Source organism: Flavobacterium sp. SM2513 (assembly GCF_050908145.1).
In the GTDB taxonomy this organism is placed as follows: Bacteria; Bacteroidota; Bacteroidia; order Flavobacteriales; family Flavobacteriaceae; genus Flavobacterium.
Genome location: NZ_CP194228.1, coordinates 1,465,186 through 1,486,001, shown reverse-complemented (window position 1 = coordinate 1,486,001; position 20,816 = coordinate 1,465,186). Strand labels below are relative to the sequence as shown.

The following is a 20,816-nucleotide window of genomic DNA, read 5'->3' as shown; positions in this document are numbered from 1 at the left end:
AAACACTATAATAACTTAGCGAACTTAGCGGTAAAAAAAACCTCCTATTCATACCACTCCCACAAAGTAAAGCGCCTTTGCGAACGTAACTTGTTTACAACTACCATAAAAACCTTTGCGAACTTCGCGGTAAAAAAAACCTCCTATTCATACCACTCCCACAAAGTAAAACGCCTTTGTGAACTTAACTTGTTTACAACTACCATAAAAACCTTGCGAACTTCGCGGTAAAAAAAACCTCCTATTCATACCACTCCCACAAAGTAAAACGCCTTTGTGAACTTAACTTGTTTACAACTACCATAAAAACCTTTGCGAACTTCGCGGTAAAAAAAACCTCCTATTCATACCACCCCCACAAAGTAAAACGCCTTTGCGAACTTAACTTATTTACAAACACTATAATAACTTAGCGAACTTCGCGGTAAAAAATCCCGCTATCTTTACATCCTAAAAAAAGTTACCCCTTCAAAACCTCCTTCAAAATAGCAACCTCCTTCTTCAAATCTTTTATTTCTTCGGCTTGCGCCAAAATAACATCCTGAAACTTAGAAGCAGCACTATTCAAAACCTTCTCCGGCAAATCTGCCATCAAATCTGCCAAAAAATTATACTCCAAAGCAAGACCCGCCTCCCACAAAATCCTAAACTGAAGCGATTCATTTTTCAAATAAGAACCAAACGTCTGACTAGTAACTCCCATTTTACGAGCCATCTCAGAATTCGTTACCCTTCGCTCTTTCATCCTCCTTTTAATCAAACCCCCTAAATGCGGAAATCTAATTTCACCCTGACTCTTTTGATATCCAATTTGTTCCATAATTTTTTTATATAAAAGTAATAAATTTATAAATACAACAATCAAAATTATTTACAAAGTAATAAGGCTTAAATTGATAAACATCAGTCTTATAATTCACAACTACAGTCCGCTAATTCACCACAAAAGACCTCCTATTCATTCCATAAGAGCTATCATTTACCGCGTAAGTCTGTTTTTTCACCCCCGTAGTCTGGTTCTTCACCCCCGTAGTCTTGCACTTCATTCTTGTAGTCTCGTCCTTCATTTCCCTACCTCGATTATTTCCTCATGCACTAATTAGTTCTATGTCTTTATCTTTCAATCCTTCTGCCCTTATGTAGCTCTATCTTTCAATCCCTCTATCTCTATGTTCTACTATCCTAACTTAAACATCAAAAAAAAATGCCCCACTGTCGTGAGGCATTTTCATTATTAGGAGCATTTTTTTCTAATTCTTTTTTAATTCTTCAATTTTAGCATTCACTTCTGCTTCTGTTCCTTCAATATTTTCATCTGCAGTTTTAAGTATTGTACCGTCACTTGATATGGTAACAATCGTCACGCTTGCTTTAACCTTACCGTCAATATTCGTTCTTTCAACTGTAATATCTCTGCTGAAATTTTGCGAAGGAATTGTTTCTACAACTTCCAAAACTTCTAATTTTTGAGAAATCACATGATCTCCCCCTAAAATTGGAGCGATAACCAATCCAATCAAACAGGTCAATTTAATTAAAATATTCATCGACGGACCAGAAGTATCTTTAAACGGATCACCAACAGTATCTCCAGTTACTGCCGCTTTATGAGCGTCAGAACCTTTATAAGTCATTTCTCCATTAATCATTACTCCAGCTTCAAATGATTTCTTAGCATTGTCCCAAGCGCCTCCAGCGTTATTCTGAAAAACAGCCCAAAGTACACCAGAAACGGTAACTCCAGCCATATAACCACCCAACATTTCCGCTACCAATTGATTATTTTCTGGGTAAATTAGCATCCCTAATAATACGATGGCAATAGGAAAACCAATTGTTAAAATTCCAGGCAACATCATTTCGCGTAAAGCGGCTTTTGTCGAAATATCTACACATTTAGCATACTCTGGTTTCCCGGTTCCTTCCATAATTCCAGGAATCTCACGGAATTGACGACGAACCTCATACACCATATCCATCGCTGCTTTCCCAACAGAATTCATTGCTAAAGCGGAGAATACTACGGGAATCATTCCACCCACAAATAACATCGCTAAAACAGGCGCTTTAAAGATATTAATTCCGTCAATTCCTGTGAACGTTACATAAGCCGCAAATAAAGCCAGTGAAGTCAAAGCTGCCGAAGCAATGGCAAAACCTTTACCTGTTGCAGCAGTTGTATTTCCTACAGCATCTAATATATCAGTTCTTGTTCGCACTTCTTTTGGTAATTCACTCATTTCAGCAATTCCACCCGCATTATCTGCAATTGGTCCAAAAGCATCGATTGCTAATTGCATTGCCGTTGTGGCCATCATTGCTGAAGCCGCCAAAGCTACTCCGTAAAATCCAGCTAGAGCATACGATCCCCAGATTGCTGCTGCAAATAAAAGTACCGTTGGAAACGTAGAAATCATACCTGTTGCCAAACCTGCAATGACATTTGTTCCCGCACCAGTTGAAGATTTTTGTACAATAGCCATAACTGGTTTTGTACCTAAACCTGTATAATATTCCGTTACAGAAGAAATAACACCACCTACGGCTAAACCTACAATCGTTGCATAAAACACACGCATCGAAGAAATATCTTTCAATCCTTCCCCATAAAAACTCATTTTCATGGTTTCAGGCAACATATATTGTACTAAAAAGTAACAAGCGATTAAAGTCAACAAGATTGAAATCCAGTTCCCAATATTCAATGCTTTTTGTACTTCTTTTTCTTTTGCATTTTCATTTGAAATTTTCACAACTAAAGTCCCGATAATTGAGAATAAAATACCAAAACCTGCAATTGACATTGGCAATAAAATAGGACCTATTCCTCCAAAAGCATCTTGAATACTTCCGCCCATATCTTTTATCACGTAATTTCCTAAAACCATTGCCGCAAGAACGGTTGCTACATACGAACCAAACAAATCGGCACCCATTCCAGCAACGTCACCTACGTTATCTCCAACATTATCTGCAATTGTAGCAGGGTTCCTTGGGTCATCTTCAGGAATACCTGCTTCAACTTTACCTACTAAATCAGCTCCCACATCGGCCGCCTTTGTGTAAATTCCACCACCAACTCTAGCAAACAAAGCAATCGATTCAGCACCTAAAGAGAATCCGGCTAGAGTTTCAAGAACAATAGTCATCCCTTCCGTATCGGTCCAAACGCCACCCATAAAAGTGTTGAAGAAAATAATAAAGAAAGTAGTTAGTCCTAACACAGCTAATCCTGCAACTCCAAGTCCCATTACCGTTCCACCACCAAAAGAAACTTTCAGGGCTTGTGGTAAACTAGTTCGAGCGGCTTGCGTAGTTCTAACATTGGTTTTTGTTGCGATTTTCATTCCCATATTTCCGGCAAGTGCAGAAAAGAACGCTCCGAATATAAAAGCAACTACAATTAATAAATGAGTTTTAACTCCCGGTATAAAAGTAATTCCAGCTAAGGCAATACTTGCAAAGACCACAAAGATTGCTAATAATCTGTATTCTGCTTTTAGAAATGCTAAAGCTCCCTCGTATATGTAATCGGAAATTTCTTTCATTTTTCCGTCTCCAGCATCTTGCTTTAATACCCAAGATCTTTTCATCCACATAAAAAGCAGGCCAATAATTGCCATAACTATCGGCACATAAATCATCATTGATTCCATAAAATGTTTTTGGTTATTTGTTAATATTTTGTAAATATAAAGAAACAGAATTAATTATAAAACAAACACAGCAATAGATTCTAACAGAATTTAGCAATATTACAAACGTATATTGAAATTCTTCTAATCTTGTGAAGTACTGAACGTATGCAATAATAATTTCACGAAGCTATTCAACAAAAAAAAACACCTGTAAAAATGAATTTATACAGGTGTTTCTATTTTGTACTCCGAATGATTTCCTAGATTCCGAATAATCCTTCTGGTTTGTTTTCAATCGCTTGAAAACGAGCGACACATTTTGCAATAATATCTCTGGCTTCGTTTACATCTCCCCAACCTTCAACATCCACTTTTTTATTTTCAAGATCTTTATAAACTTGGAAAAAATGTTCGATTTCTTTCACTAAATGCGGATTCATGTCACTCAAATCATTTAAGTTGTTCCAAATAGGATCTGAAACAGGAACACAAATCACTTTTTCATCTGGACCTTTATCATCAGCCATGTGAAAAACACCAATGGGTTTTACCTCAATAACACAACCCGGAAAAGTAGGTTCGTTAATCAATACCAAAACATCTAATGGATCACCATCTAAGGCTAATGTTTCTGGAATAAATCCGTAATCAGCAGGATACATCATCGATGAGAATAACATTCTATCGAAACGCATTCTTTTTAAATCAAAATCGTATTCATATTTATTTCTACTTCCTCGTGGAATTTCGATCAAAACATCGAAAGAGTGTTTCTTATCAGCTGTCATTTTTGTATTATTTCAATTTTTACGAGTGCAAAAGTAAGCAATCATTCGTGTTTTTCAATACAAATTGTACGTTATCTGCTTAATAACTTCCTGAAACTAACGAATTGTTTCTTGAAATTAGAATTTAATACCAAATGATGCTTTTACACCAAAATTATTTGTGTTTGGCGTGATGTAGTTTCCTCTCCAAGCGAATTCAATTTTTAATACTTTAAAGATATTTCCAATACCTGCATTGTATTCGTAATAAAAATCTTCCGGAGCTCTATACAATAATCCAGAAGCATTAATCGCTCTGTTTTTATCGCTAATGGTTCCGTAAACTCCTTTGAATCCAACCGTTTCGCGCCAATTTAATTTTCTTAAAAAAGGAATTCTTGAGAAAATTCTTCCACCAAAATTATGCTGCAGTTGAATAGTGGCATACGTATCGGTTTGAAATTCATAAAAATCAAGCAAGTTAAAGGTACCTGGTATGGTCCAATACGTCTGATTTCCTGGAACAATACTTAACAACGCCAATGGAACTTCACCAAAGGTTTTCCCCAGTTCGGTTGTAACGTCTAATCTTCCAATTCCTCCCATGTTTAACGGTTGGCGGTAATACAATTGTACTTTATTATAATCAAAATCGCTGTCCCAAACATCTTTGAAACCGTGACTGAAATTTAAAAATAACTCCGCATAAGGCCTGTTAGTTGTTCGACGTTCTACACCGCTTCCCACTGTTTTTCGTGTAAACGAGTAATCCAATTGCAGGTTTACTTCAGATTGCTTAACACGACTTTGAATTTCGCCCAACGGATTTATTGTTGTGGGCAAAGCCGTATAATAGTCCATACTAAACTCTTCCGAAGCGGAAATCAACGTTCGATAAGACAATCCTGCTTGAATCGTAAAATTCTTAGCCGGTTCTACTTGTGCGGAAAAGGAAGTCAAACTCACATTCGTTAACTTTCCGTTATTTCCGGCTGTAAATAGGGATGATGAAGCAAAACTTCGACTCATCACATCATTGGATTCTGTAAAACTAGCGCCAATTTGTTCCACATCACGACGATTTCCAAACGATAGAATCAGGCGACTCTTGGGTTCCACCATCCATTTCCCGGAAATTCCATATTTAAATTTGTTGTCTTTAAATCCATAAGCGGTGTAACCTTGAACTCTCCAAGGGTCATTTTCGCCGAAATACGTTCGGCCACCCACTCGCAAACGCAAGCCTTCGACTTCATTATAGCCTATTGTAGATAATAAAGGACCAACATCAATACCTCCATAATTGATGTAACCACTACCAATAATTTGTACTAAATCATAAATCCGCAAAAACTTTTTATTGGTTTGCAAGACGTCCAGCATTTTATAAACCCCTTTTTCGTCTTTGTTTAAATGCTCAAAACGATTTTCCTCCCAATATTCATCTGGTTTTAAATACACTTCGGGGTCCGTATTTTGAATTTCGGGTTTGTAAAAATCCTCCGGACGTTCTTTGTCAAAAATATGGTTTCGGAACATTGTGGTTCGTTTTCCATAAATTCCTTTTGAATCTTCTTTTTTGCTTATGGCAAAATCAGTCATAATATAATCCCGTTTCAACAAGAATACAGAATCATTCAAAACATCAAAATCTTGCTCGATGTAAATTTCCTTCACCCAGTTGATGTTAGCGCTTTTCGTCACCTCAAGATTGATTTTCTTAATCGCCCACGTGGTATCATTTACCCAAAAATCTCCTTTAAAAGTTAACTCACTTTTTCGACGTGGATAATATACAATGTTGTAGCACCATTTGTTTTCGATGAACGAACTGTCGGCTAAAACATAGTTATAGACATCAATTCCCGTTCGTGAAAGCGGACTGGTGAATGCTTTATCAAAAAATTTCAAGTAATTATCGTAGATGTCATAATCTGCGTATAAATCACTAACATAGGAAGTTATTTGCTGATTTCCGCTGAAACCCGAGTTTTTATTGGCTTCTAAAGTTTCTTTTACTTTTCCACGAACATTGTCACCATACACACGACCAATTGCTTCGTTGATGAAAATAGGCAGGTAGGTTTTTCCTGTAATTCTTGAGGTGTCAACAGAATTAAAGATAAATTCCATTCCTTTAAATATCTTCCGTTTCATAAAAGCACTGTCAATGGTATTCATATCGAATTCCAATTTCTCGTACTTCTCCATTTCGTATTGTTTGAACTGACGCAAACCATTTTGTCGTTTCCGTTCCCAAATTTTTCGCAAAATATCAATTGCTGGATTGTTTTTCTTAGACGTTTTGGCATTATAAATCTTAACCTCAGCCAGTTCTTCGCCCGAGGACAAAATTACTTTCATGTTATAAGTAACCGCTTTTTCTAAGTTAATATCTTGCGTGGTATAGCCAATAAAGGAAACTTGAAGTGTTTTCCGAATTCCTTCTGACTCGAGATAAAACCGACCGTCTTCGTTAGTTACAATTCCTTCTGAAGTCCCAACAAAAGCAACATTGGCATAAGCCACAGGTTTATTTTTTTCATCTAAAACAACTCCGCTAACCTTTGTTTGAGCAAAAGAAAATGAAACAATTAACAATAATAATCCTAAAAATATTTTATCCTTCATATAGTTATGTACAAGTAAAAAAGGGCGTTTAAAGATAGATACGTAAACGCCGGAAAAAAGTTTCATCTGTTTTTGGTTCGATGAAGTTTCAAATATAGTAATAAGTTATAAAGTAAGAATGATTTTAGCTTTTAAACTTGCATCAGTTTATGCTACTTTCTATTTTTATGGGATGCGTTTAGTGAGGAGATTTAAGTTGCAGTAATAGCTTTTATAGTAAAGCAGAATACTTTAGTTTTAAAATGACTTTTGGTTTTAGCTGCGTTTCAAACGCTAGAATTTTTTTTCAAAAGTAAGTAGATATTCGTTGCAATCGAGCACCAGAGGAGATAAGGAGAGAAGTAAAGTTTTACTCAATGCTCATTTTAGAATTTAAGACTATGTTATTTTTAGATATTTTGGCTATATATATACCTTTTGAAAAATTTTCTAGATTGATTACTGTTTCACTACCATACAATTTTTGTTGATACAATCTTTTTCCTAGTATATCATAAATCTCTAAATTTGAGTTTTCTAGAAAATCATTTTTACACGAAATAGTAAATTTACCCTTATTAGGATTTGGATAAAGTGTAACGTTAAATGTATTAAATGTACTGCTTGATAAGGGTACTGGTTCAAAATGGGCAATAAAAATGTTTTGAGGCGTTCCATTATTTGCACCATAAGTTGAAATAGTGGGTTGATAGGAATTAGTTGTTGTTAATCCTGATGTACTTGTTGAGTGGCCGACTACAAAAAAAGTATTGTTGCTTGATGGTTGCATATTCATGTCATATTCACTCAAATTGCCTCCATAATAAGTACCCCAAATTTTTTGTCCTTGATTGTCAAATTTGCACACATAACCATCAGTTTGGCCATTTAAACTGGATTGATACGCTCCAGTAGTTGCAAAATTACTATGCAAACCAGTAACACCACTCAAATAAATACCACCAGAGTCATCAATGCTGGTATAGTCCGAACCATAATTTCCACCAGATGCAGGAAATCCAATATTAGAACCGTTATAAGTGCCCCAGTCTCTTGTTCCGTTTTCTGTAAATTGTACTAAATAGGGTGGAGATTCGAGACCAGGAGATTGTTGAAAAACACCGGGAGTTGTTACTAAATTGCTAGAGCTTACTCCAGAAAAATAGACTTTATCTTCAAATATATCGAGCGACTTTTTTGAAGTACCGTTGCTGTCTGCATAATAGGTGCTCCAATCTCTTTGCCCTGAAATGCTAAATTTAGACAAAAAGGTATTAGAACAATTTAAGGATGTGGGTTGATAACCATTTGAAGAACCATAATAATTATTGTCACTAGGGAAGGCGGGGTTACAATTATTGATGCGTCCTCTAACATATAGTGCAGTTGTTGAGGCTTTTATTGCAAGCATGTAATTACCATTAAAGCTGTAGTAAGTAGTCCAAATGTGGTTGCTATTGTTATCAAATTTAGCAATAATTTGTCCTGATTCTCCCTTTACAGGTTGAAAAGTATTTACCGTTCCTAAATTTTGACTTTCAGAATATCCAGCTATGTAGAAGTTATTTGATTTGTCGTGAGATATGCTCAATCTATTCATGGAATAATCACCTGAAGAAATTTCAACTAAACCAAATCCTTCGCTTCCAGCTCCCCCGTAATAAGTGGACCATTGTAGTATTCCAGTTGGAGTAAATTTAGCTATAAAGAAATCGCTGGTGCCATTAAGTGTTGTTTGGTTTGCATTTGGAGTAGCAATAGTATTGGCACTTTGCGTGGATCCTGCTATATATAAATTGTTTGAATTATCAAAATCGATACCCGAAATTAAATCCAAATCAGTTCCACCAAAATAGGTTGCCCAGGAAAGTTCTCCTAAACTGTTAAATTTGGCAATAAAACCATCTGATAATCCGCCTCCAAAAGTGGGTTGATAACTGTTAGATGTTGGAAATATAGGTTGCTCTGTACTTGTTCCATTAATAAAAACTCCTACAAGGTATAAGTTACCTTGTTTATCCGTTTTAGAATCTTTGAGCCGGAATCGTTCGTCTCCAAAATAGGTACCCCAACTGCGTTGAACATTGTAATTTTGTGCCGACGCTGAAAAGCTGATTAAAAGAAAAAGAATTATTGTTTTCATAGTAATAATCATTCTTAAATTAAATTAATAATCACGAAAGTAAGGAATTATATAAGAAGAAGAAGAAGAAGAAGAAGAAGAAGAAGAAGAAGAATTTTTTCATACCCTCTAACAACCACCCCCTAAACTCAACCTCCAACGCATTCATTTTAAATCAATTTCTAAAATAGCACTACCATAGTTTATTAGCTTACAACCAAATAACACACGGAACAGAACAAAGAGCATTACGAAGATAATAAAAACCATTACGAATGAAAAAGATATTAGTACGAATAAACGTAGTATAATTACGTTGGGGTTTCCTACCGTTACGAATGAGTTTCCGACCACTCGGAAGAGGTTTCCGAGCAACTTTTGACATGTTGAAGTACTAATTTATTGCATTTGAGTACTATTTTCTTACTCCCGCATTCGATTTCAACTAAAGTTAGTATCTTAAAAAAAACTCCAGCAAAGTTTCCCTTGTTGGAGTTTCTATAATTAGCAAGCTTTTACACCCTATATATTCAGTACCTGAAAATTACTTTTTGTAAGTCACTTTCTTCACCGCTTTAATCACATCTTGAGCATTCGGTAACCACTCTTTTAACAAAGTTGGAGCATAAGGAGCCGGTGTATCAGCCGTTGTGATTCTTTGAATTGGAGCGTCTAAGAAATCAAAAGCACGTTCCTGAACCATGTATGTAATTTCAGAAGCTACACTTGCAAAAGGCCAAGCCTCTTCAAGAACCACCAATCTATTAGTCTTTTTAACCGACTTGATAATGGCGTCATAATCCATAGGACGAACCGTTCTTAAATCGATAATTTCACAAGAAATTCCTTCTTTTGCTAATTCTTCAGCAGCAATATGTGCTTCTTTGATGATTTTTCCAAAAGAAACAATCGTTACATCCGTTCCTTCTCTTTTTATGTCAGCAACACCAAGTGGAATGATGTAATCCTCTTCAGGAACTTCACCTTTATCACCATACATTTGTTCTGATTCCATAAAAATAACAGGGTCGTTATCGCGAATAGCGGCTTTCAACAAACCTTTAGCATCATAAACTGTAGATGGAACTACAACTTTAAGACCTGGAGTATTAGCAAACCAAGACTCAAAAGCTTGCGAGTGTGTCGCACCCAATTGTCCTGCAGAACCCGTTGGTCCTCTAAAAACCATTGGCATTGGGAACTGTCCGGCTGACATTTGACGCATTTTAGCAGCGTTATTGATAATTTGGTCAATTCCTACAAGTGCAAAGTTGAAGGTCATAAATTCCACAATCGGACGACAACCGTTCATCGCACTACCTACTGCAATTCCTGCAAAACCAAGTTCCGCAATTGGTGTATCAATAACTCGCTTTGGTCCAAATTCATCAAGCATTCCTTTGGAAGCTTTATAAGCACCGTTGTATTCGGCAACTTCCTCACCCATTAAATATATAGTTTCATCACGACGCATTTCTTCACTCATCGCTTCACAAATTGCCTCTCTAAATTGGATTGTCTTCATATTGTAAAAATTTATCTTCTCAAATTTTGAACTGCAAAAATAAAAATTAAAACCTATATATTGACATAAATTAATTTTAAAATATTCAGGAGCTATTTCCGGCTATCCGCTTTATCTTTTTTCTGCTGAAAAAGCAGAAAAAAGGATGCCGCTGCTATTCGGGCTAGGGGTTTTAGGAAAACACTTCCTATGTCCATAAGATATTTTCCAATTTCCAACAAACTTTCACTAGAAATACCTAATTTTGGATTAAAGGTACCCCATCAAGAATTTATGGTAGAAACCCCTGACCATAGGCGCTACCAAAGAACATTACTTCAATTCTTCAATACAACCCTACCGTATCTATACCGTGTTTGCTGTATGACAACTCCTGAATAACGTCATGTTTACAGCTTAAATACTCCTGCCTTAAGCTACACCAAACTTATACCTATACTTCAATATACGATTAGGTAAACAATCCCATCAATCCGAAAAACTGTTGAGCTATGCTTCAATATCAGTAAAGCAACAGCATTTTTTACACCAACCTCTAAGCAGAACGAAATCGTTATAACTGATAAATTTATTATGCACGCATAGTTCTTTTTTTAAAAAATAGTTGTATTTTCGTAGCCAAAATACGATAATCTAAATAACAATAAAGATGAAAATATTAGTTTGCATCAGTCACGTGCCTGATACTACTTCAAAGATTAATTTCACCAATGGAGACGCTGAATTTGATACCAATGGTGTTCAATTTGTAATTAATCCTAACGATGAATTTGGTTTGACAAGAGCCATTTGGTTCCAAGAACAACAAGGAGCTACGGTAACTGTTGTCAACGTTGGTGGCCCAGATACAGAGCCAACTTTGCGTAAAGCATTAGCCATTGGAGCAAACGAAGCGATTCGTGTAAATGCTGCACCAAAAGACGGTTTCTTCGTAGCAACTCAATTAGCAGAAGTAATTAAAGCTGGAAACTACGATTTAGTAATTGCAGGAAAAGAATCATTAGACTACAACGGTGGAATGGTTCCTGGAATGTTAGCTGCAATTTTAGGCTACAACTTCGTGAACTCATGTACCGATTTAAAAGTGGATGGAACTTCTGCAACTGCCTCAAGAGAAATTGATGGCGGGAAAGAAAAAGTTACTACTACTTTACCATTAATCATTGGTGGTCAAAAAGGTTTAGTAGAAGAGAAAGACTTGAAAATTCCAAATATGCGAGGAATTATGACGGCAAGAACGAAAGTTTTGACCGTTGTAGAACCAGTTAGTTCAGAGCCGACAACTAAAGCAATCAAATTTGAAAAACCAGCGGCTAAATCAGCCGTTAAGTTGATTAGTCCTGATAACTTGGATGAATTAATTAATTTATTACACAACGAAGCGAAGGTTATTTAGTATTAAGATTTGAGTTATAAGTATTAAGACGAAACTCGAAACATACAACCTAGAACGTACAACATACAACATTCTAAAAAATATATCATGTCAATATTAATATATGCAGAATCTTCTTCAGAAGGAAAGTTCAAAAAAGTAGCATTTGAATTGGCTTCTTACGCAAAGAAAGTAGCTGAATCATTAAATACAACAGTAACTGCAATTACTGTAAACAATACAAACGCATCTGATTTGTCAAAATACGGCGTCGATAAAGTGTTGAAAGTTTCTAACGACAAGTTAAAAAACTTTACTGCAAAAGCGTATGCTGATGTAATCAAACAAGCAGCCGAAAAGGAAAGTGTAAAATTGGTTTTGCTTTCTTCTACGACAGACAGTTTGTATATGGCACCATTAGTAGCTGTAGGTTTAAACGCAAGTTTTGCTTCAAACGTAGTTGGATTGCCATTAAGCACTTCCCCTTTTCAAGTAAAAAGAACAGCGTTTTCTAATAAAGCGTTCGCAATTACTGAACTAGAAACAGAAGTAAAAGTGTTGAGTTTGGCTAAAAACTCTTACGGTTTAGTTGAAAACAATTCAACTTTAGCCGAAGAAGATTTCGCACCAACTTTAAACGACGGCGACTTTAGCGTAAAAGTAGAAAGCGTTGAAAAAGCTTCTGGAAAAGTAACTATTGCTGATGCAGACGTAGTTGTTTCTGGTGGTCGTGGATTGAAAGGTCCAGAAAACTGGGGATTAGTAGAAGATTTAGCTGCTGTTTTAGGAGCTGCAACAGCTTGCTCTAAACCCGTTTCAGATTTAGGATGGAGACCTCATAGTGAACACGTTGGGCAAACAGGAAAACCTGTAGCCACAAACTTATACATTGCAATTGGAATTTCAGGAGCCATTCAGCACATCGCTGGAATTAGCTCTTCAAAAGTGAAAGTGGTAATCAACTCAGACGCAGAAGCGCCTTTCTTTAAAGTAGCGGATTATGGTATAGTTGGTGATGCTTTTGATATCGTCCCAAGATTAACAGCTAAATTAAAAGAATTCAAAGCGAATAATTCGTAAATATTTTTTTAAATTGTGCCCTAATTAAGGCTATCTGAAATTAGATAGAAATATCAATTTCAGATAGCCTTTTTTCTATTTACAAATTAATCTATTTCCTTAAAAATGAGTTTAGTAAAACTAACCATCAAAGGTATATCCTACAGTCAAACACAAAACGGAGCTTATGCTTTAATCTTAAATGAAGTGGATGGCGATCGCAAACTTCCTATTGTCATTGGTGCTTTTGAAGCCCAATCGATTGCAATTGCTTTAGAAAAGGAAATCAAACCGCCTCGTCCGTTAACACACGACTTGTTCAAAAGTTTCGCGGATAGATTTGACATTGTTGTAAAGCAAGTAATCATTCACAAGTTAGTTGATGGTGTATTTTTCTCGAGCATCATTTGCGAGAGAGACAAGATTGAAGAAATCATTGATGCTCGAACTTCAGATGCAATTGCTTTAGCATTGCGTTTTTCTGCTTCTATTTTTACCTACAAAAACATCTTAGATAAAGCCGGAATCTATCTGAAAACCAATCCAAATGATGGTGAATTTGATGCGTCAAGCGATGATATTCTATCAAATCCTGAGACTTTTGGAATTCCTGAAGAATCAAATGTTGCTGAAGAAGGCACTTATGCAAAACACAGTTTGTCTGAATTGAACGACTTGCTGAATGAAGCGGTTGAAAATGAAGATTACGAGAAAGCTGCGAAAGTTAGGGATGAGATTTCGAGGAGATAGTTTTAATCATCAGTCTGAGTTTTCAGCGACAGCTTAAAATCTTTGTACCTCCGTGCCTTAGCGGCAAAAATAACTTTTAAAACGAAGAGATTGCTTCGTACCTCGCAATGACATGAAACAATATATTGATTTAGTAAACAACGTCTTAAAAGAAGGCGTTCAAAAAGGAGACCGAACAGGAACAGGCACGAAAAGTGTATTTGGATACCAAATGCGTTTTGATTTATCCGAAGGTTTTCCAATGGTGACGACAAAAAAACTGCACTTAAAATCAATTATTCATGAATTACTTTGGTTTTTAAAAGGCGAAACCAACATTGGATATTTAAAAGAAAATGGCGTCCGAATTTGGGACGATTGGGCAGATGAAAATGGCGAATTAGGTCCAATTTATGGTCATCAATGGAGAAACTGGAATTCAGAAGAAATTGACCAGATTACTGAAATTATCGAAACGCTGAAAACCAATCCAAACAGCAGAAGAATGTTGGTTTCCGCTTGGAATCCTTCTGTTTTACCAGATACTTCTAAATCATTTTCAGAAAATGTAGCGAATGGAAAAGTTGCATTACCTCCGTGTCACGCTTTTTTTCAATTTTATGTTGCTGAAGGAAAATTATCGTGTCAATTGTATCAACGAAGTGCGGATATCTTTTTAGGCGTTCCATTTAACATTGCTTCTTATGCTTTGTTAACGATGATGATTGCACAAGTTTGTGATTTAAAAGTAGGTGACTTTATTCATACTTTTGGCGATGCACATATTTACAACAATCATTTTGAACAATTGGAATTGCAACTTTCTCGCGAGGCAAGACCTTTGCCAACAATGCTTTTAAATCCCGAAATCAAAAACATTTTAGATTTCAAATTTGATGATTTCACATTAGTAGGTTATGACCCGCATCCTGGAATTAAGGGAAGTGTTGCGGTTTAATTTCTAATTGAAACTTGCACTAATCACATACAATTGAATAGTATAGCAATCACACAAATACTATTTAACACCCGAAAACACCAATTATTGCTTTTTTTTCACTAAAATTGAATGTTTTTTTAACTTACCAAAAATGAATCATTTTAAGAAATTAGTATTTCTCTTTTTATTAAGTACAGTCAGTGTTTTTGCACAGCAAAAAATTACCCTCGAAGAAATTTGGGGTGGTGCTTTTCGAACGCAAGGAATGGACGAATTACAGTCCATGAAAAACACTAATCAATATACCGTTTTGAATTTTGACCGAAATTCAAGAAGCATGCAAATTGACTTATATGATTTTGCAACGCTGAAAAAAGTGGACACTTTTACTGACACCAAAAACTTTCCCGACTTCCCTGCTATTGACAGTTACACTTTCAATAAAAAAGAAGATTTAATCTTGATTGCTACCAATTCCGACCAGATATTCCGTCATTCATTTGTAGCAGATTATTATTTATATGACATCAAAAGCAAGAAAATGACGAAGCTCTTTGATTATAAAGTTCAAGAACCAACATTTTCTCCTGACGGAACTAAAATCGCTTTCGCCAAAGAAAACAATTTGTACATCTACACCATTTCGAATCAATCTGTTGCGCAAATTACGACAGACGGATTGAAAAACCACATCATCAACGGAATCACGGATTGGGTTTACGAAGAAGAATTTGCTTTTGTAAGAGCTTTTGACTGGAATGCTTCAAGCGACAAAATTGCTTTTATTCGCTTTGATGAAACCCAAGTTCCTGAATTTTCAATGGATGTTTATAATCAAGGTTTATATCCCGTTCAACAAACATTTAAATATCCAAAAGCGGGAGAAAAAAATGCACTTGTTAGTTTGCACATTTTTGATATTAATGCTAAAAAGTCGACTAAGATTAATTTAGACAAATACACTGATTTTTACATTCCAAGAATCAAATGGACAAATGATTCCAATGAATTGAGTGCTCAAATCATCAACCGTCATCAGAATGATTTAGATTTATTGTTTGTTAATGGAACTTCGGGAACTACAAAAGTAGTATTGAATGAAAAAGACAAGGCCTATATTGATATAACGGACAATTTGACTTTTCTAGCCGACAACAGTTTTATTTGGAGTAGCGAAAAAGACGGTTACAATCATTTGTACCACTTCGATAAATCAGGAAAACAAATCAGTCAAATTACCAAAGGAAACTGGGAAGTAACCAATTACTATGGCTTGAACGAAACTAGTAAAACGATTTTTTACCAATCGGTTGAAAATGGTTCTATCAATCGCGACGTTTATTCGATTGGCATAAACGGAAAAAACAAAAAGCGATTGACTTCTAAAACAGGAACAAATTCAGCTACATTTAGTCCGAATTTTGCGTTTTACATCAATACTTTTTCAGAGGCCAAAACCCCAACAATTTACAGTTTGAATGAAGCAAAGTCTGGTAAAGAAATGCAAATCATTCGTGAAAACGGAGCTTTATCAAAAAGATTAGAAAAATACAACTTGCCTAGCAAAGAATTCTTTGAGTTAAAGACAGAAGGAGGTCAAAACTTAAATGCTTGGATGATTAAACCTAAGAATTTCGATGCTTCCAAGAAGTATCCGGTTTTTATGACACAATATTCCGGCCCAGGCTCTCAAGAAGTAACTAATTCTTGGTTAGACACGAATGATATGTGGTTCATGATGCTTTCGCAAGAGGGTTACATCGTAGTTTGTGTAGATGGACGAGGAACTGGATTCAAAGGCGCTGATTTCAAAAAAGTGACTTACAAAGAATTAGGAAAGTACGAAGTGGAAGACCAAATTGACGCTGCAAAAACCATTGCAAAATATAATTATGTAGATGCTTCTCGCATTGGAATTTGGGGATGGAGTTACGGTGGTTTTATGTCGTCTAATTGTATTTTAAAAGGAAATGATGTTTTTAAAACTGCAATAGCTGTAGCACCTGTTACAAACTGGAGATTTTATGATTCGGTTTATACCGAAAGATACATGCAAACGCCTCAAGAAAATGCTTCAGGTTATGATGAAAATTCGCCAATCAATCATGTAGATAAATTGAAAGGAAATTATCTTTTAATTCACGGTTCAGCGGATGATAATGTTCATGTGCAAAATACAATGTTAATGATTGAAGCATTGGTGCAAGCCAACAAGCAATTTGATTCTCAAATTTATCCCGACAAAAATCACGGAATTTACGGTGGAAAAACGCGTCTTCAATTGTATACCAAAATGACGAATTTTATAAAAGAGAAATTGTAGAATGGATTTAGCCATGATTCAAAATAGGATTAATAAAGTGAACGGCACAAAAGTGATGCTTGATTTTGATTTGGCAACACTTTATGAAGTTGAAACACGTGTTCTGAATCAAGCTATGAAAAGAAATAAGGACAGTTTTCCGGATGATTTCATGTTTCGTTTATCAAAAGAAGAGTGGGAAGAAATCTCATCATCACAAATTGTGATGATGTCATCACAATCTGTGATGACATCAAAAAGACCAAAAAGTGCACTCCCGTATGTATTCACAGAACATGTAGTCACAATGCTGGCAAGTGTATTGAAAAGTGATAAAGCGCGAAAGATGAATATTGCAATTGTTAGAGCTTTTATTGCATTAAGAAGAACTATGCTAAATATCGAAACTTTACAAAGTCAAATAAAAGATTTAGAGACCAAATTCGATAGTCAATTTTATGATATTTTTGAAGCAATACAATTCTTAATGATAGAAAATAAGGAAATTGCAACACATTATGAACGTAATAAAATTGGCTACAAAAAATAAAATAAGAGCAACCTAAACCAAAAAAACCATGATAGAACAAAAAGACGATTTATTAGTAAAACACTTACACAACAGAGGTATCGATGATGCCATGGTCATGAACCATCCCGCTTCATTATTTGTTCTGTTTTTTACAGAAATGTGGGAGCGTTTTTCGTATTACGGAATGCGTGCTTTACTTACGGTATTTTTAGTTAGTGAATTGATGGACGGTGGTTGGGCTTGGACCAATGAAGAAGCCTTAAAATTATATGGTTTATACACGGGTTTGGTCTATTTAACTCCGCTACTTGGAGGAATGATTGCCGACAGATTTACCGGTTATCGAAAAGCAATTTTAATCGGTGCGTTAATTATGACATTGGGTCACGCTTCGATGGCATTGGAAGGAATTAGTCAAAACTTTTTCTATGTAGGACTATTATTTATGATTTTGGGTAACGGTATGTTTAAACCGAATATCTCATCAATGGTAGGCCAACTTTACCCGGATTCAAGTGCTAAAAAAGATGCGGGTTATACCATTTTCTACATGGGAATTAATGCAGGAGCCTTTTTAGGAATGCTACTTTGTGGTTACATTGGAGAAAAAATTGGATGGCATTATGGATTTGGTTTAGCAGGTGTTTTTATGTTCTTCGGAATGTTGCAATTCTATTTTGGACAAAAAATATTTGGTGTAATTGGACAAGACATTAACATTAAAAAAAGTGATGAAATTGCGACAGAGGAAAGTGAAGAAATTGTTCATGAACCACATATTGTAAGAGACCGATTAGTGGTAGTTTCAGTTTTCATGATAGCCAGTATTTTTTTCTTTTTTGCTTTTGAACAAGCAGGAGGCTCGATGACTTTGTTTGCAAAAGATTATACGCAAAGAGCTTTAACGGGAAATTCGGGAATGATTTTCAAATGGATTGACGCGTTACTAACTATTTTCCCGATTGCAATTGTAACGTATGTGTTATATGGTTTGTCTAAGAAGATTTATGCAAAATACCCGTTGACCATCATTTTCACCTCTATTTCTTTTCTAATTATTTGGGGATTGGGAATTTGGAAAGTGTATCGTGAATTTAATTTAGAAACAACAGAAGTTACGGTTTCATGGTTTCAAATTTTAAACTCGTTTTTCATCATTACATTAGCTTCGTCTTTCAGTAAAATCTGGGAAAAAGTCTGGAATCCATCAGGACCTGTAAAATTTGCAATGGGACTTATCTTAGTTGCTGTTGGTTTTTTCGCATTGTCTTACGGAAGTATGAGTATTCCTCAAGGTGCAAAAACAGCTTCTGTTAGCATGATCTGGTTAATATTGGCTTACTTCTTTCACACTATGGGAGAATTGTGCTTATCACCAGTAGGATTGTCGTATGTAAGTAAGTTATCTCCTAAAAAATTCGTCGGCGTTTTATTCGGTCTTTGGTTTACTGCTTCTGCAATTGCAAACTTCATCGGAAGTTGGACAGGAGCTTACATTGATAAAATAACCGAAGCCTATTCTATGAGTTACTTTTTTATATTTATTGCTGGAGTTCCAATGTTCGCCGCGATTATGTTATTACTTTTCAATAAGAAGTTGGTCAAAATGATGCACGGAATTAAATAATATTTTATATGCTAGAAACTTCAATCAATAATTCGCCAGAAAAAACATTTTTTGGACATCCGAGAGGATTATTTATATTGTTTTTTACAGAAATGTGGGAACGTTTCTCATTCTATGGAATGAAAGCGCTATTGATATTTTATTTAACAAAATACCATCTTTTCTCAGATAGTTCAGGAAATTTATTGATTGGAAGCTATGCCGCTTTAGTTTATGCCGTTCCTGTTTTAGGAGGTATTATTGCCGACAAATATCTAGGTTTTAGAAAAGCCATTATTTTTGGTGGAATTATGTTAGTTTTAGGTCATTTAGGAATGGCTTATGAAGGAAATGCTGCTACTCAATCCATGACCGGAGAAATTACAAGGGATAATTTTGCATTGCAGATATTCTACTTTTCCCTTTCATTGATTATAGTCGGGGTTGGGTTTTTAAAAGCAAATATTTCATCTTTAGTTGGCGAGCTCTATGAGGAAGGTGATAATAGGAGAGATTCTGGTTTTACGTTATTCTACATGGGAATTAATTTAGGCTCCTTTTTAGCAACGCTCATCTGTGTTTGGCTTGGAGAGACGTATGGCTGGAGCTATGGGTTCGGTGCCGCTGGAGTTGGAATGTTCTTTGGTTTGCTTACTTTTATTTCTGGAAAGAAACTATTAAGAGGTAAAGGTGAATCAAACAATACTGTTTTCTTAGAAAAAAAATCATTTGGAATTAAAAATGAGTGGTTAATTTATTTAGGAAGCACGTTATCAGCATTGTTATTTTGGCAAATGGTTCAAAATCATGATGCCGTATCAATTGCTTTGCAATTAGCAGGTGCCGCTTCTTTTATCTATATTGTTTACTATGCAATCACGCAATTAAACGGTAAAGCAAGAGGACAACTCGCAGCACTTACCATTTTAATTGTTTTTACAATTGTATTTTGGGCTTTATTTGAACAAGCCTACACTTCCATGAACTTATTTGCGGATAGAATCTTAGACCGAACTATTTTTAGCTTTGAAGTTTCAGCAGGTCAATTTTTAAGCTTCAATGCGTTATTTATTATTTTACTAGCACCAATTTTCGCCTGGATGTGGGTGAAATTAGGGAAATACAATCCAAACACTGCTGTGAAATTTGCCATAGCATTAATGCTAGTCGGATTAGGATTTGGTGCATTAGTAATGGGAATCAATGTTTCTGGAGTAGGAAAAGTTGCTGCAATTTGGTTGATTTTAGCTTATTTTCTGCATACCTGTGGTGAATTAAGTTTGTCTCCCGTTGGACTTTCAGCAGTTACCAAATTATCTCCACCAAAAATACTTGGATTTATGATGGGAGTTTGGTTTCTAGCAACGGCAAGTTCAGAATTCATCGCTTCAATATTAGCAAATATTGCATCCGTAGATACTTCAAACGGTGAAGCACCCGACTTAAACATTGCTAAACAAAGCTATCTAAAATTGTTCGAATACTTGTATTACACAGGAATTGCCTTTGGAGTACTTCTTTTAATTATTTCACCATTAATAAAGAAATTGATGCACGGTGTTGATAAAGAACTGAACGAAGGAAAATAAATATCTTATAATTACATTAATA

14 protein-coding genes are annotated in these 20,816 nt (G+C 35.5%); 8 read left to right on the top strand and 6 right to left on the bottom strand.

What is annotated here, in order from left to right; genetic code table 11:
* Positions 1-460: 460 nt before the first annotated feature.
* The 6 genes from ACQ5J2_RS05845 to ACQ5J2_RS05820 all read right to left on the bottom strand — a co-directional run bounded on the left by ACQ5J2_RS05845 (position 461) and on the right by ACQ5J2_RS05820 (position 10,662).
* Complete coding sequence (locus ACQ5J2_RS05845) at positions 461-820, bottom strand: hypothetical protein (RefSeq protein ID WP_432672797.1); 360 nt, start codon at positions 818-820, stop codon at positions 461-463.
* A 430-nt stretch (positions 821-1,250) separates the two neighbouring features.
* Complete coding sequence (locus ACQ5J2_RS05840) at positions 1,251-3,656, bottom strand: sodium-translocating pyrophosphatase (RefSeq protein WP_432672796.1); 2,406 nt, start codon at positions 3,654-3,656, stop codon at positions 1,251-1,253.
* A gap of 242 nt (positions 3,657-3,898) precedes the next feature.
* Positions 3,899-4,426, bottom strand: coding sequence for an inorganic diphosphatase (locus ACQ5J2_RS05835; protein ID WP_432672795.1), 528 nt, complete (start codon positions 4,424-4,426; stop codon positions 3,899-3,901).
* 117 nt (positions 4,427-4,543) lie between these two features.
* Complete coding sequence (locus tag ACQ5J2_RS05830; protein WP_432672794.1) at positions 4,544-7,036, bottom strand: DUF5686 family protein; 2,493 nt, start codon at positions 7,034-7,036, stop codon at positions 4,544-4,546.
* A gap of 349 nt (positions 7,037-7,385) precedes the next feature.
* The gene (locus tag ACQ5J2_RS05825) at positions 7,386-9,158 is read right to left on the bottom strand and encodes a T9SS type A sorting domain-containing protein (protein ID WP_432672793.1); all 1,773 of its coding nucleotides are present in this window, start codon (positions 9,156-9,158) and stop codon (positions 7,386-7,388) included.
* A 523-nt stretch (positions 9,159-9,681) separates the two neighbouring features.
* Entirely contained in the window at positions 9,682-10,662 is a 981-nt protein-coding gene (locus ACQ5J2_RS05820; protein WP_432672792.1) for a pyruvate dehydrogenase complex E1 component subunit beta, read from the bottom strand.
* Between the two features lie 649 nt (positions 10,663-11,311).
* Here ACQ5J2_RS05820 and ACQ5J2_RS05815 point away from each other — a divergent pair.
* The 8 genes from ACQ5J2_RS05815 (at position 11,312) to ACQ5J2_RS05780 (ending at position 20,794) form a co-directional block, all read left to right on the top strand.
* Entirely contained in the window at positions 11,312-12,058 is a 747-nt protein-coding gene (locus ACQ5J2_RS05815) for an electron transfer flavoprotein subunit beta/FixA family protein (RefSeq protein WP_432672791.1), read from the top strand.
* 87 nt (positions 12,059-12,145) lie between these two features.
* On the top strand, positions 12,146-13,117 hold the full coding sequence (locus tag ACQ5J2_RS05810; protein WP_432672790.1) for an electron transfer flavoprotein subunit alpha/FixB family protein: 972 nt from the start codon (positions 12,146-12,148) through the stop codon (positions 13,115-13,117).
* 105 nt (positions 13,118-13,222) lie between these two features.
* A complete protein-coding gene (locus ACQ5J2_RS05805; protein WP_432672789.1) occupies positions 13,223-13,846 on the top strand; it encodes a bifunctional nuclease domain-containing protein in 624 nt (207 codons plus the stop codon).
* A gap of 112 nt (positions 13,847-13,958) precedes the next feature.
* On the top strand, positions 13,959-14,783 hold the full coding sequence (locus ACQ5J2_RS05800) for a thymidylate synthase (protein ID WP_432672788.1): 825 nt from the start codon (positions 13,959-13,961) through the stop codon (positions 14,781-14,783).
* Positions 14,784-14,916: 133 nt separating this feature from the next.
* Positions 14,917-17,088 carry a S9 family peptidase gene (locus tag ACQ5J2_RS05795; protein WP_432672787.1) on the top strand — a complete coding sequence of 724 codons (2,172 nt, stop codon included), beginning with the start codon at positions 14,917-14,919 and terminating at the stop codon, positions 17,086-17,088.
* 1 nt (position 17,089) lies between these two features.
* Positions 17,090-17,617 (top strand): ORF6N domain-containing protein, encoded by a 528-nt coding sequence (locus ACQ5J2_RS05790; protein ID WP_432672786.1) that lies wholly within the window; start codon positions 17,090-17,092, stop codon positions 17,615-17,617.
* 91 nt (positions 17,618-17,708) lie between these two features.
* Positions 17,709-19,226 (top strand): peptide MFS transporter, encoded by a 1,518-nt coding sequence (locus tag ACQ5J2_RS05785; RefSeq protein WP_432673272.1) that lies wholly within the window; start codon positions 17,709-17,711, stop codon positions 19,224-19,226.
* 8 nt (positions 19,227-19,234) lie between these two features.
* Positions 19,235-20,794, top strand: coding sequence for a peptide MFS transporter (locus ACQ5J2_RS05780; protein WP_432672785.1), 1,560 nt, complete (start codon positions 19,235-19,237; stop codon positions 20,792-20,794).
* Positions 20,795-20,816: the final 22 nt, after the last annotated feature.